General features: G+C 43.4%; 31 protein-coding genes. All 31 read left to right on the top strand.

Translation table 11 applies throughout. The features are described 5' to 3' along the window. Positions 1-92 precede the first annotated feature (92 nt). The 31 genes from rplC to eno all read left to right on the top strand — a co-directional run bounded on the left by rplC (position 93) and on the right by eno (position 17,228). Positions 93-725 carry a 50S ribosomal protein L3 gene (gene rplC, locus DQQ10_RS19095; RefSeq protein WP_112748527.1) on the top strand — a complete coding sequence of 211 codons (633 nt, stop codon included), beginning with the start codon at positions 93-95 and terminating at the stop codon, positions 723-725. Continuing rightward, positions 725-1,357 carry a 50S ribosomal protein L4 gene (gene rplD, locus DQQ10_RS19090; protein WP_112748526.1) on the top strand — a complete coding sequence of 211 codons (633 nt, stop codon included), beginning with the start codon at positions 725-727 and terminating at the stop codon, positions 1,355-1,357. The genes rplC and rplD overlap by 1 nt, the downstream gene beginning before the upstream one ends. Further along, positions 1,357-1,644 carry a 50S ribosomal protein L23 gene (rplW, locus tag DQQ10_RS19085; RefSeq protein WP_112748525.1) on the top strand — a complete coding sequence of 96 codons (288 nt, stop codon included), beginning with the start codon at positions 1,357-1,359 and terminating at the stop codon, positions 1,642-1,644. The genes rplD and rplW overlap by 1 nt, the downstream gene beginning before the upstream one ends. 10 nt (positions 1,645-1,654) lie before the next feature. Then, entirely contained in the window at positions 1,655-2,479 is an 825-nt protein-coding gene (gene rplB, locus DQQ10_RS19080) for a 50S ribosomal protein L2 (RefSeq protein WP_112748524.1), read from the top strand. After that, positions 2,479-2,754, top strand: a complete 276-nt coding sequence (rpsS, locus tag DQQ10_RS19075; RefSeq protein ID WP_112748523.1) for a 30S ribosomal protein S19 — start codon at positions 2,479-2,481, stop codon at positions 2,752-2,754. Before rplB ends, rpsS begins: the two co-directional genes overlap by 1 nt. A 5-nt stretch (positions 2,755-2,759) precedes the next feature. After that, entirely contained in the window at positions 2,760-3,227 is a 468-nt protein-coding gene (gene rplV / locus DQQ10_RS19070; RefSeq protein ID WP_112748522.1) for a 50S ribosomal protein L22, read from the top strand. Beyond that, positions 3,227-4,045 (top strand): 30S ribosomal protein S3, encoded by an 819-nt coding sequence (gene rpsC, locus DQQ10_RS19065; RefSeq protein WP_112748521.1) that lies wholly within the window; start codon positions 3,227-3,229, stop codon positions 4,043-4,045. The genes rplV and rpsC overlap by 1 nt, the downstream gene beginning before the upstream one ends. Positions 4,046-4,077: 32 nt before the next feature. Beyond that, entirely contained in the window at positions 4,078-4,497 is a 420-nt protein-coding gene (gene rplP, locus DQQ10_RS19060) for a 50S ribosomal protein L16 (RefSeq protein WP_112748520.1), read from the top strand. 8 nt (positions 4,498-4,505) lie between these two features. Then, entirely contained in the window at positions 4,506-4,700 is a 195-nt protein-coding gene (gene rpmC / locus DQQ10_RS19055) for a 50S ribosomal protein L29 (protein ID WP_112748519.1), read from the top strand. A gap of 5 nt (positions 4,701-4,705) precedes the next feature. Continuing rightward, positions 4,706-4,960: a 30S ribosomal protein S17 gene (gene rpsQ / locus DQQ10_RS19050; RefSeq protein ID WP_112748518.1), complete on the top strand. Its 255-nt coding sequence runs from the start codon at positions 4,706-4,708 to the stop codon at positions 4,958-4,960. A gap of 2 nt (positions 4,961-4,962) precedes the next feature. Next, positions 4,963-5,331, top strand: coding sequence for a 50S ribosomal protein L14 (rplN, locus tag DQQ10_RS19045; RefSeq protein WP_079690070.1), 369 nt, complete (start codon positions 4,963-4,965; stop codon positions 5,329-5,331). Positions 5,332-5,334: 3 nt separating this feature from the next. Next, a complete protein-coding gene (rplX, locus tag DQQ10_RS19040) occupies positions 5,335-5,676 on the top strand; it encodes a 50S ribosomal protein L24 (RefSeq protein ID WP_112748517.1) in 342 nt (113 codons plus the stop codon). Next, positions 5,676-6,224: a 50S ribosomal protein L5 gene (gene rplE / locus DQQ10_RS19035; RefSeq protein WP_112748516.1), complete on the top strand. Its 549-nt coding sequence runs from the start codon at positions 5,676-5,678 to the stop codon at positions 6,222-6,224. The genes rplX and rplE overlap by 1 nt, the downstream gene beginning before the upstream one ends. Before the next feature lie 11 nt (positions 6,225-6,235). Next, positions 6,236-6,505, top strand: a complete 270-nt coding sequence (gene rpsN / locus DQQ10_RS19030) for a 30S ribosomal protein S14 (protein WP_112748515.1) — start codon at positions 6,236-6,238, stop codon at positions 6,503-6,505. 211 nt (positions 6,506-6,716) lie between these two features. After that, entirely contained in the window at positions 6,717-7,115 is a 399-nt protein-coding gene (gene rpsH, locus DQQ10_RS19025) for a 30S ribosomal protein S8 (RefSeq protein ID WP_112748514.1), read from the top strand. A gap of 18 nt (positions 7,116-7,133) precedes the next feature. Next, complete coding sequence (gene rplF, locus DQQ10_RS19020) at positions 7,134-7,685, top strand: 50S ribosomal protein L6 (protein WP_112748513.1); 552 nt, start codon at positions 7,134-7,136, stop codon at positions 7,683-7,685. Positions 7,686-7,723: 38 nt separating this feature from the next. Next, positions 7,724-8,074 (top strand): 50S ribosomal protein L18, encoded by a 351-nt coding sequence (gene rplR / locus DQQ10_RS19015; protein ID WP_112748512.1) that lies wholly within the window; start codon positions 7,724-7,726, stop codon positions 8,072-8,074. A gap of 11 nt (positions 8,075-8,085) precedes the next feature. Beyond that, complete coding sequence (gene rpsE / locus DQQ10_RS19010; RefSeq protein ID WP_112748511.1) at positions 8,086-8,604, top strand: 30S ribosomal protein S5; 519 nt, start codon at positions 8,086-8,088, stop codon at positions 8,602-8,604. Between the two features lie 5 nt (positions 8,605-8,609). Continuing rightward, the gene (rpmD, locus tag DQQ10_RS19005; protein ID WP_112748510.1) at positions 8,610-8,789 is read left to right on the top strand and encodes a 50S ribosomal protein L30; all 180 of its coding nucleotides are present in this window, start codon (positions 8,610-8,612) and stop codon (positions 8,787-8,789) included. Position 8,790: 1 nt separating this feature from the next. Further along, positions 8,791-9,237 (top strand): 50S ribosomal protein L15, encoded by a 447-nt coding sequence (rplO, locus tag DQQ10_RS19000; RefSeq protein ID WP_112748509.1) that lies wholly within the window; start codon positions 8,791-8,793, stop codon positions 9,235-9,237. Next, positions 9,237-10,571 (top strand): preprotein translocase subunit SecY, encoded by a 1,335-nt coding sequence (gene secY, locus DQQ10_RS18995; protein WP_112748508.1) that lies wholly within the window; start codon positions 9,237-9,239, stop codon positions 10,569-10,571. The genes rplO and secY overlap by 1 nt, the downstream gene beginning before the upstream one ends. A gap of 7 nt (positions 10,572-10,578) precedes the next feature. Beyond that, positions 10,579-11,391 (top strand): type I methionyl aminopeptidase, encoded by an 813-nt coding sequence (map, locus tag DQQ10_RS18990; RefSeq protein WP_112748507.1) that lies wholly within the window; start codon positions 10,579-10,581, stop codon positions 11,389-11,391. Continuing rightward, positions 11,352-11,570, top strand: coding sequence for a translation initiation factor IF-1 (infA, locus tag DQQ10_RS18985; RefSeq protein WP_112748506.1), 219 nt, complete (start codon positions 11,352-11,354; stop codon positions 11,568-11,570). Before map ends, infA begins: the two co-directional genes overlap by 40 nt. Positions 11,571-11,581: 11 nt before the next feature. Further along, positions 11,582-11,698 carry a 50S ribosomal protein L36 gene (gene rpmJ / locus DQQ10_RS18980; RefSeq protein WP_112748505.1) on the top strand — a complete coding sequence of 39 codons (117 nt, stop codon included), beginning with the start codon at positions 11,582-11,584 and terminating at the stop codon, positions 11,696-11,698. A gap of 6 nt (positions 11,699-11,704) precedes the next feature. Further along, positions 11,705-12,085, top strand: a complete 381-nt coding sequence (gene rpsM, locus DQQ10_RS18975; RefSeq protein WP_112748504.1) for a 30S ribosomal protein S13 — start codon at positions 11,705-11,707, stop codon at positions 12,083-12,085. A gap of 19 nt (positions 12,086-12,104) precedes the next feature. Beyond that, the gene (gene rpsK, locus DQQ10_RS18970; protein ID WP_112748503.1) at positions 12,105-12,503 is read left to right on the top strand and encodes a 30S ribosomal protein S11; all 399 of its coding nucleotides are present in this window, start codon (positions 12,105-12,107) and stop codon (positions 12,501-12,503) included. 27 nt (positions 12,504-12,530) lie between these two features. After that, complete coding sequence (gene rpsD / locus DQQ10_RS18965) at positions 12,531-13,136, top strand: 30S ribosomal protein S4 (RefSeq protein WP_112748502.1); 606 nt, start codon at positions 12,531-12,533, stop codon at positions 13,134-13,136. 26 nt (positions 13,137-13,162) lie between these two features. Further along, complete coding sequence (locus DQQ10_RS18960; protein ID WP_112748501.1) at positions 13,163-14,152, top strand: DNA-directed RNA polymerase subunit alpha; 990 nt, start codon at positions 13,163-13,165, stop codon at positions 14,150-14,152. Positions 14,153-14,157: 5 nt separating this feature from the next. Then, on the top strand, positions 14,158-14,670 hold the full coding sequence (rplQ, locus tag DQQ10_RS18955) for a 50S ribosomal protein L17 (RefSeq protein WP_112748500.1): 513 nt from the start codon (positions 14,158-14,160) through the stop codon (positions 14,668-14,670). Between the two features lie 131 nt (positions 14,671-14,801). Beyond that, positions 14,802-15,914 (top strand): glutamine-hydrolyzing carbamoyl-phosphate synthase small subunit, encoded by a 1,113-nt coding sequence (gene carA, locus DQQ10_RS18950; RefSeq protein WP_112748499.1) that lies wholly within the window; start codon positions 14,802-14,804, stop codon positions 15,912-15,914. A 36-nt stretch (positions 15,915-15,950) separates the two neighbouring features. Further along, entirely contained in the window at positions 15,951-17,228 is a 1,278-nt protein-coding gene (eno, locus tag DQQ10_RS18945) for a phosphopyruvate hydratase (protein ID WP_112748498.1), read from the top strand. Positions 17,229-17,378 lie beyond the last annotated feature (150 nt).

The following is a 17,378-nucleotide window of genomic DNA, read 5'->3' as shown; positions in this document are numbered from 1 at the left end:
CTATCTTTGCAGTCCTTTTTACGACAAGAGTCTGCCAAGCGGCGGAAAATCCGTAAAAAGTCCTGAAAAACAAGCATAAATAGGTTTCAACCATGCCTGGCATTATAGGAAGAAAAATAGGAATGACAAGCGTATTCGGCTCCGAAGGAGAGAATATCGCATGCACGGTAATCGAGGCCGGCCCTTGTGTAGTAACACAAGTGAAAAACGAAGAAACAGACGGATATCGTGCTGTTCAACTTGCTTTTGGCGAGAAGAAGGAAAAAAACACATCGAAAGCTGCCTTGGGTCACTTCAAGAAAGCGAACACCACTCCGAAGAAGGATGTCGCTGAGTTTCGCGATTTCAAGACTGAGTTTGACCAATTGGCAGAACTTGGTAAGGAAGTCAAAATTCAGGATGTTTTTGCTGAAGGTGATTTCATCGATGCGATTGGTACTTCTAAAGGCCGCGGATTCCAAGGCGTTGTGAAACGTCACGGTTTCTCTGGGGTAGGTGGTGCAACGCACGGTCAGCACGACAGGCTTCGCGCTCCTGGTTCAATGGGTAACGCGTCTTTCGCGGCTCGTGTTCCAAAAGGAAAGCGTTTGGCTGGTCGCATGGGTAATGCTCGTGTGAAATTGACAAATCTCCAGATCGTTAAGATCATCGCTGAACAGAACATCATCGTGGTGAGCGGATCTGTTCCAGGTCCAAAGAATTCAACTGTAATCCTTCAGAAATAATGGAAGTAGCAGTATTAAAATCTAGTGGTGAAAAGACGAGCAAGAAAGTAAATCTTGCAGATGATGTATTCGGTATTGAGCCGAACGACCACGCAATTTATCTCGACGTGAAAAGCTTCTTAGCAAACCAACGTCAAGGAACTCATAAGTCTAAGCAGCGTAACGAAATTTCAGGTTCTTCTAAGAAGATCAAGAAACAGAAAGGTACAGGAGGCGCTCGTGCAGGTAACATTAAGAACCCACAATTCAAAGGTGGTGGACGTATTTTCGGTCCGGTTCCGCGCGACTACTCTTTCAAACTGAATAAAAAAGTGAAGGATCTGGCTCGTAAGTCAGCATTCTCCTACAAGGCAAAAGATAACTCTATCGCTGTTCTTGAAGATTTCACTTTTGCTTCTGCAAAAACGAAACAGTTCGTGTCATTGTTGAATGCCCTTTCTTTGGCTGACAAGAAGACACTTCTCATTCTTCCAGAAAACAATAAGAACATCGTTCTTTCCGGAAGAAACATCCAAAATACAAAAATTACTACGTTCGATCAGGTTAACACATTTGATGTGATGAACGCTGACAATGTGATCTTTGTAGAGAGCGCAATTAGCAAAGTTGAGAACTTATTAAATAAAGCATAATGAGTATCCTGAAGAGACCATTGGTAACTGAGAAAGTTTCTTCCTTGAACGAGAAAGGCAAATACGGCTTCATCGTGAATGCTGATGCCAACAAGGTAGAGATCAAGATTGCCGTGGAAAAACAATATGGCGTGAACGTAGAGAAAGTGAATACCATGAATGTCATGGGTAAATTCAAAACACGTTACACCAAGACCGGTATCCTTTCTGGTCGCAGACCTGGATACAAAAAAGCCATTGTGACTTTAGCACAAGGTGAAGTAATTGATTTTTATAGCAACGTATAATTTTTGAACAATGGCGTTGAAGAAATTAAAACCGGTAACAGCAGGAACGCGTCACAGACTCGCACCCTCTTTCGATGACATCACAGCATCGAAGCCTGAGAAGTCACTGGTAACAACAGTTAAGAAAACTGGTGGTAGAAATAGTAACGGACGCATGACGATGCGCTACATAGGCGGCGGTCATAAGCAGAAGTTAAGAGATATCGATTTCAAGCGTAATAAGACTGGTGTTCCAGCAACAGTGAAATCAATTGAGTACGATCCGACGCGTTCAGCACGTATCGCTCTCTTGTACTATGTTGATGGTGCTAAATCTTATATCATCGCTCCGGAAGGATTGAAAGTAGGACAGCAGCTTGTGTCAGGTGCAGATGTTGCTCCTGAGGTGGGAAATGCTCTTCCGCTAAACAAAATTCCACTTGGTACGATCATTCACAATGTTGAAATGAAGCCAGGTAAAGGTGGTGCAATTGCACGTTCTGCGGGAACATTCGTTCAGTTACTTGCTCGTGAAAACGGACTTGCTACATTGAAGATGCCTTCAGGCGAGATGCGCAACGTACTCGATGTTTGTATGGCAACCATTGGCGCTACATCAAACCCTGACCACATGAATGAAAGTGTTGGTAAGGCAGGTCGTAGCCGCTGGAGAGGTATCCGTCCACGCACCCGCGCTGTAGCGATGAACCCTGTAGATCACCCGATGGGTGGTGGTGAAGGTCGCGCTTCAGGTGGTCACCCAAGATCACGTAATGGTCTCTACACGAAAGGTAAGAAGACCCGTCATCCGAAGAAGTATTCAGATCGTCTAATCATATCTAGGAGGAAAAAATAATGGGACGTTCCATTAAAAAAGGACCTTATTGCGACTTCCGTTTGCTCAAGAAAGTTGAAGCAACTGAGAAGTCAGGTAAAAAGTCTGTAATTAAGACTTGGTCCAGAAGATCAACAGTGGTTCCGGAATTGATCGGCCACACATTTGCCGTACATAATGGCAATAAATTCATTCCAGTGTATGTAACGGAAAACATGGTAGGTCACAAACTCGGTGAGTTTGCGGGTACTCGTACTTTCCGCGGTCACTCGGGTAACAAGAAAGAAAACGCTTAGTAAACATGGAAGCTACAGCGAAAAAAATAAAAAAATCAGTTCTTAAGCGCGAGAAGCGCGATGCCCGCAAAGAAGCGGCTAAGACTGGTCCTTCTACGGCGAAATTGAAGAACGTTCCCACATCGCCTCGGAAGATGAGACTGATTGCTGACCTTATTAGAGGTGAGCGTGTGAACAAGGCTCTCAATATTCTGAAGTATGAGCCTAAGGTTGGATCTCCGAAGCTTGAAAAATTGCTTTTATCAGCAATTTCTAGCTGGGAAGCTAAGCACACAGATGTGAAGCTTGAAGAAGCGGACCTTTATGTGAAAGCTATCTGGGTAGACGGCGGAAGAATTCTCAAGAGACTCAGACCAGCTCCGCAGGGACGAGCTCACCGTGTGAGAAAGCGTTCTAACCATGTAACATTGGTTATTGATAGCCTGAAAAATACAGGCACTGAAGTATCAACTGAAAAAGAAACGAAGGAATAATGGGACAAAAAATTAATCCGGTAGCGTTAAGATTAGGTATCGTTCGCGGTTGGGATTCTAACTGGTACGGTGGTAAGACCTTCTCTGATAAACTTGTTGAAGATCAGAAGATCAGAGACTACGTTCAAGCGCGTATTCCTAAAGGCGGTATCGCTAAGGTTGTAATCGAAAGAACGCTTAAGCGCATCACATTGACTATTCACACTGCACGTCCCGGTGTTGTGATTGGAAAAGGTGGTGGAGAAGTTGATAAGATCAAGGAAGAATTAAAGAAGATCACCAGCAAGGATGTTCAAATCAACATCTTCGAGATTAAGCGTCCTGAGTTGGATTCTAAATTGGTTGGTGAGTCAATCGCACAACAAATCGAAGCACGTATTTCTTATAAGCGTGCCATGAAGCAAGCCATTGCCTCTGCGATGCGTGTTGGTGCTGAAGGTATAAAAGTGAAAGTTTCTGGTCGTTTGGCGGGTGCTGATATGGCAAGAACTGAACAGTATAAAGAAGGTCGTATTCCGTTGCACACACTTCGCGCGGATATTGACTACGCTATCTCTGAAGCACAAACTGTTTACGGTAAGATCGGTATCAAAGTATGGATCTTCAAAGGTGAGATCTATGGTAAGCGCGATCTTTCTCCTAACGTAGGGCTGGCGAGCGCAAATGCACAACAAGGTGGTGGTGCTGGTGGTGGCCAGAAAGGTGACAGAAATGAAAGAGGCGGCGGCCGCGGTAGAGGCGGTGACAGAAGAGGACGCGGTGGTGACGGCGGCGGAAGACGCGGCGGTGACAACAGAGGCGGAAAAAGAAACGGTTAATCAAAGTAACAAACGCATAAAGCTCAGTAACCATGTTACAGCCTAAACGAACGAAATTTAGAAAAACGCAAAAGGGTCGTGTAAAGGGAATGGCGACAAGAGGTCATTCAATTGCTTTCGGTTCATTTGCTTTGAAAGCACAAGAAGGTGGATGGATCACTGCACGTCAGCTTGAAGCTGCTCGTATTGCGGTAACTCGCGCGATGAAGCGTGAAGGACAAGTTTGGATCCGCATCTTCCCTGATAAACCAGTTACACGTAAACCTGCAGAGGTTCGTATGGGTAAAGGTAAAGGAGCACCAGAATATTGGGTAGCGGTTATCAAGCCAGGTACTATCTTGTTTGAGGCAGGTGGTGTAAATTTGGCGACTGCTAAAGAGGCTTTGAAACTTGCTGAAGGAAAGCTTCCAATCAAGACTAAATTTTCAGTTAGACCTGACTACGTAGAATAATCATCGCCATGAAAAACGCAGACATCAAAGCATTGAGCGTAGCCGAGCTGAAGGAAAAGATCGGTAGCGAAAAGGAAGCTCTGAGAAAGGCACAATTCGCCCACCAGATCTCTTCTATCGAGAATCCAATGAAACTTCGTGAATCACGTAAGTTGATCGCGAAACTCAGCACTGAATTGAGAGCTAAAGAACTTCAAAAATAATTCCTATGGAAAGGAACGAACGTAAAGAAAGGATCGGCCGCGTTACAAGTAACAAGATGCAGAAAACCATCACTGTTGCTGTTGACAGAAAGGTAAAGCACCCGATCTATGGAAAATTTGTGAACAGAACGACTAAGTTCAAAGCTCACGACGAACAAAACACTGCCGGTATCGGCGATACTGTTCGTATCATGGAGACTCGTCCATTGAGCAAAGACAAGCGTTGGAGATTGGTTGAAATTATTGAAAAAGCTAAGTAATCATGATACGCACTGAATCCAGACTTACCGTAGCAGATAACAGCGGAGCTAAAGAAGTTCTCTGTATGCACGTTCTCGGCGGAACGGGAAGACGTTACGCGTCTGTAGGCGACAAGATCGTCGTTACTGTTAAGTCTGCTCTGCCAAGCAGCCAAGTAAAAAAAGGTACAGTAACAAAGGCTGTGGTGGTGAGAACTACCAAAGAAGTTAGAAGAAAAGATGGATCATATATCCGTTTTGAAGATAATGCAGCTGTTCTATTGAATGCTCAAGACGAACCACGCGGAACCCGTATTTTCGGTCCTGTGGCACGTGAGCTGAGAGAGAAACAGTTCATGAAAATTGTTTCACTGGCACCTGAAGTTATTTAAGCCATGGAAAAGAAGAAAACAACACAACCTAAACTCCACATTCGCAAAGGCGATAAGGTGAGAGTGATCACAGGTGATGATAAAGGCAAAGAAGGTGTGGTTCTTGAGGTTATTCTTGAGAAAAACCGTGCTGTCGTTGAAGGCCTTAACATCGTGACGAAGCACGAAAAACCATCTGCAGGTAAGCCTGAGGGTGGCATTAAGAAAGTAGAAGCTTCGATTCACGTGAGCAATCTACAATTGATTGATCCTGCCAGCGGGAAAGCAACCCGTGTTGGTCGTAAGCTTAACGAAAAAGGTAAGCTTCAGAGATACGCAAAGAAAACCGGAGAACTTATTAAATAATGGCAACTCCTAGATTAAAGGACAAGTACACCAAAGAAATTGTCCCTGCTCTAAAGCAGAAATTCGAATATCAATCTGTAATGCAAGTTCCGAAGATCGAGAAGATTTGCATTAACAAGGGGATGGGTGTAGCTGTAACGGATAAAAAGTTGATTGATGTGGCGTTGGAAGAGATTTCAAACATCACAGGTCAAAAGGCTGTGGCTACACGTTCTAAGAAGGCGATCTCTAACTTCAAATTGAGAGAGAATATGCCAATCGGCGTACGTGTTACACTTCGCGGTGACAAGATGTACGAATTCTTGGATCGTTTAATGGCTATCGCGCTTCCGCGTGTTCGCGACTTCAAAGGCGTGAGCAATAAAGGTTTTGATGGTCATGGAAACTACACCTTGGGCGTGAAAGAACAGATTATCTTCCCTGAGATTTCTATCGAAAAAGTGAGCAAGATCAGCGGTATGGACATTACGTTCGTTACAACTGCGAAATCAGACGAAGAAAGCTTCGAGCTCCTGAAAGCATTTGGGATGCCGTTTGCACAAAAATAATATAAGAAGTCATGGCAAAATTATCAGTGATCGCAAGACAGACAAAGAGAGAAAAACTCGTTGCGACCTATGCGGCAAAAAGAAAAGCGTTGAAAGAAGCTGGTGATTACACCGCATTGGATAAGCTTCCACGTAATGCTTCTCCGGTTCGTTTGAAGAATCGTTGCAAGCTTACTGGCCGTCCAAAAGGGTATATGGGTAAGTTCGGCGTTTGCCGTAACGTATTCCGTGAGATGGCTTCAGCTGGTAAAATCCCAGGATTGACGAAAGCTAGCTGGTAAATCCGGCACAGTACGCGAAATTTCGCGGATGACCTTTAACGGTCTGATTTTTAAATAAATAGGTTGCTGAGTATCCAGGTCGGACCTTCTTTATCAAAAGGATAAATGAACCGAAACCAGATAACAGTTTGGATAACAAGAATTGTTATATATCTTTGCAGCCCGGTTTGAAAAAGCGCGGGCTTGCTTTTTAATATAAAGGACGAAGAAAATGACTGATCCTATAGCAGATTACTTAACCCGACTGAGGAACGCCATTAAGGCTAACCATAGAGTGGTTGAAATTCCAGCCTCTAACCTCAAAAAGGAAATTACGAAGGTTCTTTTTGATAAGGGTTACATCCTGAATTACAAGTTTGAGGATGCTACAAATCAACAAGGCAATATCAAGATTGCATTGAAGTACAATCCTGAGACAAAACAATCAGCAATCACAAAGCTGGAGAGAATAAGTACGCCAGGTCTTAGATCGTATGTTAACAAGGGCACAATGCCACGTGTTATGAATGGTTTAGGTATCGCGATCTTATCTACATCTAAAGGTGTGATTACTGATAAGGAAGCACGCAACCTCAATGTGGGTGGTGAAGTATTGTGTTTCGTGTATTAATCCCTAAAGAAACAGAAGATGTCACGTATAGGTAAAAAACTCGTATCGATCCCAAGTGGAGTAACGGTTAACGTTGCAAACCAAAAGGTTTCTGTTAAAGGACCAAAAGGTGAGCTCCATCAGGCTATCGACCCTGATTTCAAAATCACCCAAGATAACGGCCAACTATTAGTTGAGCGTCCAACAGATCAGAAGAGACATAAATCTTTGCACGGTTTGTATCGCGCATTGATCTCTAACATGGTTGAGGGAGTGTCAAAAGGATACAAACACCAATTGGAGTTAGTCGGTGTAGGTTATAAGGCAACAGCACAGTCGAACGTATTGGAGCTTAGCTTAGGCTACTCACACAATGTGTTCTTGGCGGTTCCCTCCGAAATCAAAGTTCAAGCTGTTCAAGAGAAAGGTCAAAATCCTACAATTATTCTTGAAGGAATTGACAAACAACTTATCGGTCAGGTTGCCGCTAAGATTAAATCGCTTCGTAAAGTTGAACCTTACAAAGGAAAAGGTATTCGCTTCACTGGTGAGTATGTACGCAGAAAAGCTGGTAAGGCTGCTGCTAAGTAATAATTGAATCAAGAACAGCATCATAGACCCATATAACTATGGCAGGCAAGAATAGAGAAAGACGCGAAAGAATAAAGGCTGGTGTTCGTAAGAAGATCAGCGGTACAACAGAGAGACCTAGGTTATCAGTTTTTAGAAGTAACCGTGGAATCTACGCGCAAATTATCGATGATACTAAAGGCGTTACAGTCGCTTCAGCATCGACGGTCGAACTTGGAGATAAGATTGGTCTTAACCAGGAGAACTCTAAGAACGTAGGAAAGAAGATTGCAGAAAAAGCGATCGCTTCAGGTGTGCAGACGATTATCTTTGATCGTAACGGATACCTTTATCATGGTAATATCAAAGCTTTGGCCGAAGGTGCCAGAGAAGGTGGATTAAAATTCTAAGAAACTGAAATATGTCAGTAAGCAATATCAGCACGGTTAAAGCCAGCGAAATAGATCTTAAGGAAAAAGTAGTAGCCATTGAGCGCGTAGCGAAAGTGGTGAAAGGTGGTCGCAGATTTAGTTTTGCAGCCATTGTTGTCGTGGGTGATGGAAATGGTGTTGTAGGTTACGGTCTTGGAAAAGCCAACGAAGTAACAGACGCCATTACAAAAGGTATCGACGACGCCAAGAAGCACCTGGTGAAAGTACCAATTATTAAAGGTACAGTGCCACATGAATCGATCGGTAAGTTCGGTGGTGGTTTTGTACTTCTGAAACCTGCTTCTCCTGGTACGGGTGTTATCGCCGGTGGTGCGATGCGTGCTGTACTTGAAAGTGCCGGCGTTCACAACGTATTGGCGAAGTCAAAAGGTTCTTCAAACCCTCACAACGTGGTGAAGGCTACCTTCAAAGCTTTGACAAGTATGCGCGATGCTTACACGGTGGCGAAGAACAGAGGAATTTCATTGTCGAAAGTATTTAACGGCTAAGAGACATGGCAAAGGTACAGATCATCCAAAAGAGAAGTATAATTAAAAGACCAGAGACACAACAGCGCACTATGCAAGCGTTGGGTCTAGGCAAAATCAATAAGTCGGTAGAAGTTGAGTTAACACCTCAGATCGCTGGCATGATTTCAAAAGTGAATCATTTGATTACCGTAAAAGAACTTTAAGATGAAGCTCCATACACTTAAACCTGCGGAAGGTTCTGTAAAATCAAATAAGAGACTCGGTCGTGGTCAAGGTTCTGGCGGTAGCACTGCTGGACGTGGTCATAAAGGAGCTCAATCGAGATCAGGTAACTCAAAGAAAGTTGGTTTTGAGGGTGGACAGATGCCACTTCAGCGCCGTGTTCCTAAATTCGGCTTCAAGAACAACAACAAAGAATATTTCAAAGCTGTAAACCTCGATGTTCTCGAGACTTTGTCGGCGAAAACTAATGGTAGCGCGATCAGCATTCAATTCCTTGTTGAGAACGGTATTGTTGGAAAGAACGACAAAATCAAGGTTTTAGGTAGAGGTGAACTCAAAGCGAAAGTTGCCGTTGAGGCACACGCTTTCAGCACTTCAGCAACTCAAGCTATCGAAAAAGTAGGTGGAACAGCCACAATTGTGAAGTAATGAAACGCTTCTTTCAGACCATACGGAACATTTTCGCGATCGAGGATCTCAGAGTTAGAATTCTGAACACGATCGGATTTCTGATCATCTTCAGATTGGGATGTTTTATCGTTCTGCCTGGAATTGATGCATCAAAGATCATCAACTCTAATAACGATCCTCTGGATAGTTCAAAGCAGAACGCAATCTTAGGATTTATCAACAATTTCGTTGGTGGAGCCTTTAATAACCACTCTATCTTCGCGTTGGGCATTATGCCTTACATTTCTGCGTCGATTATCGTACAGCTCTTGACTTTTGCTGTGCCTTACTTCCAGAAGTTGCAGAAGGAAGGGGACTCTGGTCGTAAACGTCTGAATCAATTTACACGCGTTCTCACAATTTTAATTACCATTTTCCAAGGTTATAGTTATTTGAAAGGTGGCGTTGATGCGTCTTTCATTAACGATAACGGCTTCCAGTTCATGTTTACTTCACTGGTACTGATCATTACAGGAACAATGTTCTGTATGTGGTTAGGTGAACGTATCACGGACAAGGGGATTGGTAATGGTATTTCGATGATCATCATGATCGGTATCGTATCTCGTCTTCCATTAGCACTTGCTTCTGAGATTTCGACTAAGCTACCTGGTAAATTCTGGTTTTTCTTACTTGAGATACTAGCGCTTTTTGCGATCGTAGTCGCGGTTATCGCTTTAACACAAGCAACTCGTAGAATTCCGATTCAGTACGCTAAGCAGGTGATTGGCAATAAGTTATACGGTGGTAAGCGCGATTTCATACCATTGAAATTGAACTCTGCAGGTGTAATGCCGATTATCTTTGCTCAAGCATTGATGTTCATTCCGACCCTGTTGGGAGGTTTGATGCAGAATGAGATTGGCGCATCTATTAACGCTACATTCTCAAACCCTTACTCATGGCAGTATAGTTTACTGTTCGCGTTGTTGATCTTGATTTTCACGTTCTTTTACACTGCGATCACGATTAACTCGAACGATATTGCCGATAATTTGAAAAGAAACGGTGGATTTATACCAGGTGTTAAGCCTGGAAAACCTACCGCGGATTTTATAGATACCGTGTTATCACGGATCACGCTTCCAGGCGCCTTTTTCCTCGCGATGATTGCAATTCTTCCAGCATTTGCAAATCTAGCAGGGGTTGGGCAGAACTTCGCACAGTTCTTTGGTGGTACTTCGTTGTTGATTCTTGTTGGGGTTGTTCTCGACACGCTTCAGCAGATTGAAAGTTACTTACTGATGAGACACTACGAGGGAATGATGAAGTCTGGTAGAGTGAAAGGACGTTCTCAATTTGCTGCGGCTTAAAAGCTGAATGGTCCACCTCAAGACTGAAGAAGACCTAATACTGATCCGCGAAAGCGCCCAAATTCTTGGGAAGGCCCACGGTGAAGTTGCCAAGGTAATAAGACCTGGTATTAAGACTTCAGAACTTGATAAAGTGGCTGAGACTTTTATCCGAGATCATGGCGCGGTTCCGTCGTTCAAAAATTACAACGGATTTCCTGCGACGCTTTGTATCTCGGTTAACGATGTGGTAGTTCATGGTTTCCCAGGAAGCTATGAATTGAAGGACACGGACATAATCGCAGTGGATTGTGGCGTGTATCACAAAGGTTTTCACAGCGACTCTGCCTATACTTATCCGCTTGAAAAGGTAAGTGAGGAGACACTGCTTTTACTTGAACGAACGCACGATTCATTATATCGAGGCATTGAACAAGCGAAGGCGGGAAACAGAATCGGTGATGTTGCTTTTGCAATTCAAAACTACGTTGAGGGATTCGGCTACGGTGTAGTTCGGGAATTAGTAGGTCATGGTGTTGGCAAAAAGCTGCACGAAGAGCCTGAGGTTCCGAATTACGGAAAGCGTGGAAAGGGTGTGAAGCTTGTTCCTGGGATGGTGTTCGCGATAGAACCGATGATTAACCAAGGAACAAAGAGTGTAGTTCAGGAGCGTGATGGATGGACAATCCGGACTTCTGATCGGAAGCCTTCAGCACATTTTGAGCACACGATTGCCGTGCACGAGGATAGGACAGAGATATTGACGACGCACCGATACATAGAAGAAAATTATAGCTATAAGTGGCGAAACAGAGGTCAATTGAACAAGATGGTACTATAAGTGAAGCATTGTCGAATGCAATGTTTCGAGTACAACTAGAAAACGGGCACGAGGTATTGGCCCATATTTCAGGTAAGATGAGGATGAATTATATCCGTATTTTACCTGGCGACAGAGTACGATTGGAAATGTCACCTTACGATTTAACAAAAGGAAGAATTGTATTTAGATACAAGTAGATAGTAAAGAAATGAAAGTTAAAGCATCCATAAAGAAGCGCAGCGCTGAATGTAAGATCATCAGACGCAAAGGCAAACTGTATGTCATTAACAAGAAGAATCCTAGGTATAAACAAAGACAAGGTTAACAGACTATGGCACGTATTGCTGGTGTAGATATCCCGGATAACAAAAGAGGCGAGATTGGCCTGACCTATATTTTTGGTATTGGTCGCCGTACAGCCCAAAATATTCTTACCCAAGCCGGTGTAAACTGGGATAAGAAAGTAAAAGAATGGAATGACGATGAGTCGAATACCATTCGTGCGATCATCGCAGAGAAATACCGCATTGAAGGTGTTCTGAAGTCTGAGATTCAATTGAGCATCAAGCGTTTGATGGACATTGGATGCTATCGCGGTCTTCGTCATCGCAAGGGACTTCCTGTGCGTGGACAAACTACAAAGAACAACGCTCGTACTCGTAAGGGTAAGCGTAAGACTGTAGCGAATAAGAAAAAAGCAACTAAAGGTTAATTGATAAAACTTTTCAATAATGGCAACTGCTGAGAAGAGGAAAGATAAAGCAAAAAAGAGAGTGGTGAATGTTGAGGCCGTAGGCCAGGCTCACATCAGAGCGTCATTCAACAATATCATCATTACAATTACCAATACAACCGGACAGGTTATTTCCTGGGCATCCGCTGGTAAGATGGGCTTTAAAGGTTCGAAGAAAAACACTCCATACGCTGCACAAACTGCGGCACAGGATTGCGCTACTAAGGCTTTTGAACTTGGATTGCGTAAGGTTGAAGTGTTCGTAAAAGGACCTGGTGCTGGCCGCGAATCAGCTATCCGTACCATCCAAATTGCGGGTATCGAAATAACTGCAATTCGCGATGTGACGCCACTTCCGCACAACGGTTGCCGTCCTCCTAAAAAGAGAAGAGTTTAATTAAGAAAGAATTATCACGTATACATCATGGCAAGATATACAGGTCCGAAAGCCAGAATCTCAAGAAGGTTTAATGAGCCAATCTTAGGTGAGAACAAGGCGCTCCAGAAGAAAAACTATGCGCCAGGTATGCATGGTCGTGGCAAGAAGCGTAAACAATCTGAATACGCTACTCAGCTGGCTGAAAAGCAAAAAGCGAAATACATTTATGGTTTGCTTGAGCGTCAGTTTGCTAAATTGTTCGACACTGCATCTCGTAAGAAGGGCGTTACCGGTGAGGTTCTCCTTCAATTACTTGAAGCACGCTTGGACAACACCGTATACCGTTTAGGAATTGCACCTACACGTCGCGCTGCACGTCAGCTCGTACTTCACAAACACATTTTAGTGAATGGCGAAGTCGTTAATATACCTTCATTTACATTGAAGCCAGGAGAGTTGGTATCTGTTCGTGAGCGTTCTAAGTCATTAGAAGTTGTTACAAACAGCTTATCAATCCAAGGCGCGAAGAAGTACAACTGGTTAGAGTGGGATGGCCAAGAATTCACTGGTAAATTGGTGAATCTCCCAAGTCGTGAAGACATTCCAGAGAACATCAACGAGCAATTGATCGTTGAATTGTACTCTAAATAATTTTAAAGGTTAATCAAAACAACACTATGTCAATATTAGCATTTCAAATGCCAGAGAAGGTTGTGATGGAGAAAGCGGATGATTTCCATGGTCTCTTCACATTCAAGCCTCTGGAAAAAGGATATGGAGTTACAATTGGCAATGCCCTTAGAAGAATTCTTTTGTCCTCTCTGGAAGGTTATGCGATTACTGGAATTAAAATCCCAGGTGTACTGCATGAGTTTTCCACAATCGAAGGTGTTGTAGAAGATGTTGCTGAGATCATTTTAAATCTTAAAATGACTCGCTTCAGAAAAGTCACTGATAATTTTGATAATAAAATCACGGTTAACATCAAGAAACAGAAGCAGTTTAAGGCTGGCGATATCGCTAAGTTTACATCTGCGTTCGAGATTCTTAACCCTGAGCACGTAATCTGTAACCTCGATGAGTCAGCTCATTTCGAAATTGAATTGACAATCGAGAAAGGAAGAGGATATCTTCCGGCAGAAGAAAACAAACCATCAGAGCAGGTATTCGGATTTATTCCAATCGATGCGATTTTCACGCCAATTAAGAACGTGAAATTTAGCGTAGAGAATACTCGCGTTGAGCAAAAGACTGACTACGAAAAACTCGTGGTTGATATTGAAACTGATGGCTCAATTCATCCAGAGAAAGCACTCGAAGGAGCTGCTTACATCCTAATCAAGCACTTCGCATTGTTCTCAGATAAGTCAATGGAACTTGAGACTGGTAAGGATGCTGAAGTTGAGCAAGTGGATGAAGAAATGCTTCACATGCGTAAGCTATTGAAGACGCCGCTTCACGATTTAGATCTTTCTGTTCGCGCATACAACTGCTTGAAGGCTGCTGACGTGAAGACACTCGGTGATCTTGTACAACTTGAGATTTCCGATATGATGAAGTTCAGAAACTTTGGTAAGAAGTCACTGGCTGAATTGGAACAATTGGTGGCAGAGAAGAACCTTACTTTCGGTATGGATCTCGCCAAGTATAAACTCGAAGAGGATTAAGAACCATGAGACACGGGAGAAAAATTAATAAGTTAGGAAGAACGTCATCACATCGCGAGGCTTTGCTCTCGAACATGGCATCTTCACTCATTCTCAATAAAAGAATCGAGACAACTGTAGCTAAAGCTAAGGCGCTTCGCAAATATGTTGAACCATTGATTACGAAGGCTAAAGAAGATACAACACACTCAAGAAGAACGGTTTTCTCTTACCTTCAAAATAAAGAGTCTGTAAAAACGCTTTTTGGCGAAATCGCAGGTAAGGTAGCAGATCGTCCAGGTGGGTACACACGTATTATCAAATTGGCCGACGTTCGCGTGGGTGACAATGCTGAAATGTGTGTAATGGAGTTGGTAGATTTCAATACGCTTTACAGCAAGGAAGCTGTAGCGAAGAAAGCTAAGACTCGTCGTAGCCGTGGTGCTAAGAAGGCTGAAGGTGCTGAAGAGGCGCCAGCGGCAGAAGCTCCAAAGGCAGAGAAGACTAAAAAATCGTCCGCTAAAAAGGATAAAGAATAGTGTTTGATGATATCAAATATGAATGGGGATTGGACGAAAGTTCAATCCCTTTTTTTATGACGGAACTTGATGAAAATTGCGGTTACCTAACACTTATAACCCGAAATTCCTGACGTATTTTTGTGAACAACATGCAGCATAAGAAAGCCTACTTACTTTTAGAAGACGGCCTCCTGGTAGAAGGACTGGCCATTGGAAAAATTGGAACTTCTGGTGGAGAAATTTGCTTCAACACTGGAATGACAGGGTATCAGGAGATTTATACTGATCCTTCATATTATGGACAAATCATTGTAAACACGACAGCGCACATTGGAAATTACGGCGCGGTTGATGAAGAGCAAGAGTCTGATAAGCCGAAGATCGCGGGGCTTGTCGTGAATGACTTTGCGGAAGAATTTAGCAGGAAATCGGCGAAGGAAAGTTTGCAAAGTTATTTAGAAAAGCGCGGTATCGTGGGTATTGCCAATGTGGATACACGCATGCTTGTGCGTTACATTCGTAGCAAAGGTGCGATGAACGCGATTATTTCTTCCGAGCTTTCGCCTGAGGAACTGATCAAAGAAATTAAAAAGGTGCCCTCGATGGACGGTCTTGAGTTGTCGTCCGTTGTAACGACGAAAGAAGCGTATACCGTTGGAGATCCGAATGCGTCAATCCGAGTAGCTGTTCTGGACCTTGGAATCAAGAAGAGTATCGTGGATAATCTTGCATCGCGTGGTTGTTACTGCAAAGTGTTTCCGGCGAAGACGTCATTCCAAGAGATGGCAGCATTTGAGCCGCATGGATATTTTATTTCTAACGGCCCTGGAGATCCATCGGTAATGCAATATGCGGTTGAGACCGTGAAGAAAGCGCTTGATTCAAGCAAACCTCTATTTGGAATTTGCCTCGGGCACCAACTGTTGGCTTTGGCTTCAGGATTATCAACGTATAAAATGCACCATGGACACCGTGGGTTAAACCATCCGGTAAAGAATTTATTATCCGGAAAAGGTGAAATGACGTCGCAGAATCACGGATTTGCTGTGAGCGAAAAAGAGATTGAAAAGAATCCCAACGTTGAGGTTACGCACGTTCACTTAAACGATAATACGATCATGGGTATTCGTCGTAAAGATAAGAAGGCGTTCTCGGTTCAATATCACCCTGAGGCGTCGCCAGGTCCACACGATTCTCGCTACCTCTTCGATGAATTTGTATCGATGATTAAAGCAGATGTGAAGGAATCTGTATCAGCATAAACCATTCATAACGAAATCCATAAATCTAATTTAAACATGAGCTTAATTGAAAGCATCCATGCGCGCCAAATCTTGGACAGCCGTGGAAATCCAACCATCGAAGTCGATGTAGTTACTGAGTCAGGCGCATTTGGTCGCGCTGCAGTACCCTCTGGTGCTTCTACCGGAACGCACGAAGCTGTAGAACTCCGGGATGGTGATAAGAAGAAATTTCTTGGTAAAGGTGTTTTGAAAGCTGTTGATAATGTGAACACAAAGATCGCCTCTGAAATTATTGGCTTCGACGTGTTTGATCAAAACCTCCTTGACAAGATCATGATCGAGCTTGATGGCACTGCAAACAAAGCGAAGCTTGGTGCAAATGCTATCCTCGGTACGTCCCTTGCCATTGCAAAAGCAGCTGCTATGGAAGCGGGTATGCCACTCTATCGTTATATCGGTGGTGTTAGCGCTAATACGCTCCCAGTGCCTATGATGAACATCCTCAACGGTGGTAGCCATGCTGATAACTCTATCGACTTCCAGGAATTCATGGTAATGCCTGTGAAAGCTGATACGTTTTCTGAATCACTTCGTATGGGGACCGAAATTTTCCACACGTTGAAAAAAGTGCTTCATGATAAAGGTTTCTCAACGAACGTCGGAGATGAAGGTGGATTTGCGCCAAACATTAAATCAAATGAGGAAGCTATTGAAATCGTATTGAAAGCGATCGAGAAAGCGGGCCTTAAGCCTGGTGTTGATGTGTTCATTGCCATGGACGCGGCGGTTTCTGAATTCTATGATGCAAAAACTAAAACCTATACATTCCACAAATCTGATGGCAAGAAATTGAAGTCAGATGAGATGGTTGAATATTGGGCTAAGTGGGTGAAGAAATATCCTATCATCTCCATTGAAGACGGTATGGCTGAAGATGATTGGGATGGCTGGAAGAAGCTTACAGATAAAGTAGGTGACAAGGTTCAGCTTGTAGGTGACGATTTGTTTGTGACGAACGTAAAACGTCTTCAAGATGGTATCGACAAAGGTGTAGCGAACTCAATCCTTATCAAGGTAAACCAGATCGGTTCCCTCACTGAAACGATCGATGCGGTTAATCTTGCAAAACGCAATGCGTACAAGAGCATTATGTCTCACCGTTCTGGCGAGACTGAAGATAGCACGATTGCTGACTTGGCTGTAGCACTCAACACTGGCCAAATTAAAACCGGTTCAGCATCTCGTTCGGACCGGATGGCAAAGTACAATCAGTTGATCCGTATCGAAGAAGAACTTGGTGAAGTTGCTTACTTCCCTGGTAAGAAATTCTAGTCGGTAAGGATAGTACATAAAAGAAAGAGGCCGTCTCAAAAGTCATGAGGCGGCTTTTTTTGTTTTTTTTGGGTTAATCTAGTTTGAAAAATGTAGGCGCGTGAAATCTTCGTCACTCATGCGGTCGCTTTTGCAAGATTGTGCGCTATG

The organism is Pseudochryseolinea flava (assembly GCF_003286915.1).
GTDB lineage: Bacteria > Bacteroidota > Bacteroidia > Cytophagales > Cyclobacteriaceae > Ohtaekwangia > Ohtaekwangia flava.
This window is presented reverse-complemented; position numbering and strand designations above follow the sequence as displayed.

Bases quoted from the DNA above. Each gene is read 5' to 3' on its own strand.
- rplC (WP_112748527.1), top strand. From the start codon at position 93: ATGCCTGGCATTATAGGAAGAAAAATAGGAATGACAAGCGTATTCGGC.
- rplD (WP_112748526.1), top strand. From the start codon at position 725: ATGGAAGTAGCAGTATTAAAATCTAGTGGTGAAAAGACGAGCAAGAAA.
- rplW (WP_112748525.1), top strand. From the start codon at position 1,357: ATGAGTATCCTGAAGAGACCATTGGTAACTGAGAAAGTTTCTTCCTTG.
- rplB (WP_112748524.1), top strand. From the start codon at position 1,655: ATGGCGTTGAAGAAATTAAAACCGGTAACAGCAGGAACGCGTCACAGA.
- rpsS (WP_112748523.1), top strand. From the start codon at position 2,479: ATGGGACGTTCCATTAAAAAAGGACCTTATTGCGACTTCCGTTTGCTC.
- rplV (WP_112748522.1), top strand. From the start codon at position 2,760: ATGGAAGCTACAGCGAAAAAAATAAAAAAATCAGTTCTTAAGCGCGAG.
- rpsC (WP_112748521.1), top strand. From the start codon at position 3,227: ATGGGACAAAAAATTAATCCGGTAGCGTTAAGATTAGGTATCGTTCGC.
- rplP (WP_112748520.1), top strand. From the start codon at position 4,078: ATGTTACAGCCTAAACGAACGAAATTTAGAAAAACGCAAAAGGGTCGT.
- rpmC (WP_112748519.1), top strand. From the start codon at position 4,506: ATGAAAAACGCAGACATCAAAGCATTGAGCGTAGCCGAGCTGAAGGAA.
- rpsQ (WP_112748518.1), top strand. From the start codon at position 4,706: ATGGAAAGGAACGAACGTAAAGAAAGGATCGGCCGCGTTACAAGTAAC.
- rplN (WP_079690070.1), top strand. From the start codon at position 4,963: ATGATACGCACTGAATCCAGACTTACCGTAGCAGATAACAGCGGAGCT.
- rplX (WP_112748517.1), top strand. From the start codon at position 5,335: ATGGAAAAGAAGAAAACAACACAACCTAAACTCCACATTCGCAAAGGC.
- rplE (WP_112748516.1), top strand. From the start codon at position 5,676: ATGGCAACTCCTAGATTAAAGGACAAGTACACCAAAGAAATTGTCCCT.
- rpsN (WP_112748515.1), top strand. From the start codon at position 6,236: ATGGCAAAATTATCAGTGATCGCAAGACAGACAAAGAGAGAAAAACTC.
- rpsH (WP_112748514.1), top strand. From the start codon at position 6,717: ATGACTGATCCTATAGCAGATTACTTAACCCGACTGAGGAACGCCATT.
- rplF (WP_112748513.1), top strand. From the start codon at position 7,134: ATGTCACGTATAGGTAAAAAACTCGTATCGATCCCAAGTGGAGTAACG.
- rplR (WP_112748512.1), top strand. From the start codon at position 7,724: ATGGCAGGCAAGAATAGAGAAAGACGCGAAAGAATAAAGGCTGGTGTT.
- rpsE (WP_112748511.1), top strand. From the start codon at position 8,086: ATGTCAGTAAGCAATATCAGCACGGTTAAAGCCAGCGAAATAGATCTT.
- rpmD (WP_112748510.1), top strand. From the start codon at position 8,610: ATGGCAAAGGTACAGATCATCCAAAAGAGAAGTATAATTAAAAGACCA.
- rplO (WP_112748509.1), top strand. From the start codon at position 8,791: ATGAAGCTCCATACACTTAAACCTGCGGAAGGTTCTGTAAAATCAAAT.
- secY (WP_112748508.1), top strand. From the start codon at position 9,237: ATGAAACGCTTCTTTCAGACCATACGGAACATTTTCGCGATCGAGGAT.
- map (WP_112748507.1), top strand. From the start codon at position 10,579: ATGGTCCACCTCAAGACTGAAGAAGACCTAATACTGATCCGCGAAAGC.
- rpmJ (WP_112748505.1), top strand. From the start codon at position 11,582: ATGAAAGTTAAAGCATCCATAAAGAAGCGCAGCGCTGAATGTAAGATC.
- rpsM (WP_112748504.1), top strand. From the start codon at position 11,705: ATGGCACGTATTGCTGGTGTAGATATCCCGGATAACAAAAGAGGCGAG.
- rpsK (WP_112748503.1), top strand. From the start codon at position 12,105: ATGGCAACTGCTGAGAAGAGGAAAGATAAAGCAAAAAAGAGAGTGGTG.
- rpsD (WP_112748502.1), top strand. From the start codon at position 12,531: ATGGCAAGATATACAGGTCCGAAAGCCAGAATCTCAAGAAGGTTTAAT.
- DQQ10_RS18960 (WP_112748501.1), top strand. From the start codon at position 13,163: ATGTCAATATTAGCATTTCAAATGCCAGAGAAGGTTGTGATGGAGAAA.
- rplQ (WP_112748500.1), top strand. From the start codon at position 14,158: ATGAGACACGGGAGAAAAATTAATAAGTTAGGAAGAACGTCATCACAT.
- carA (WP_112748499.1), top strand. From the start codon at position 14,802: ATGCAGCATAAGAAAGCCTACTTACTTTTAGAAGACGGCCTCCTGGTA.
- eno (WP_112748498.1), top strand. From the start codon at position 15,951: ATGAGCTTAATTGAAAGCATCCATGCGCGCCAAATCTTGGACAGCCGT.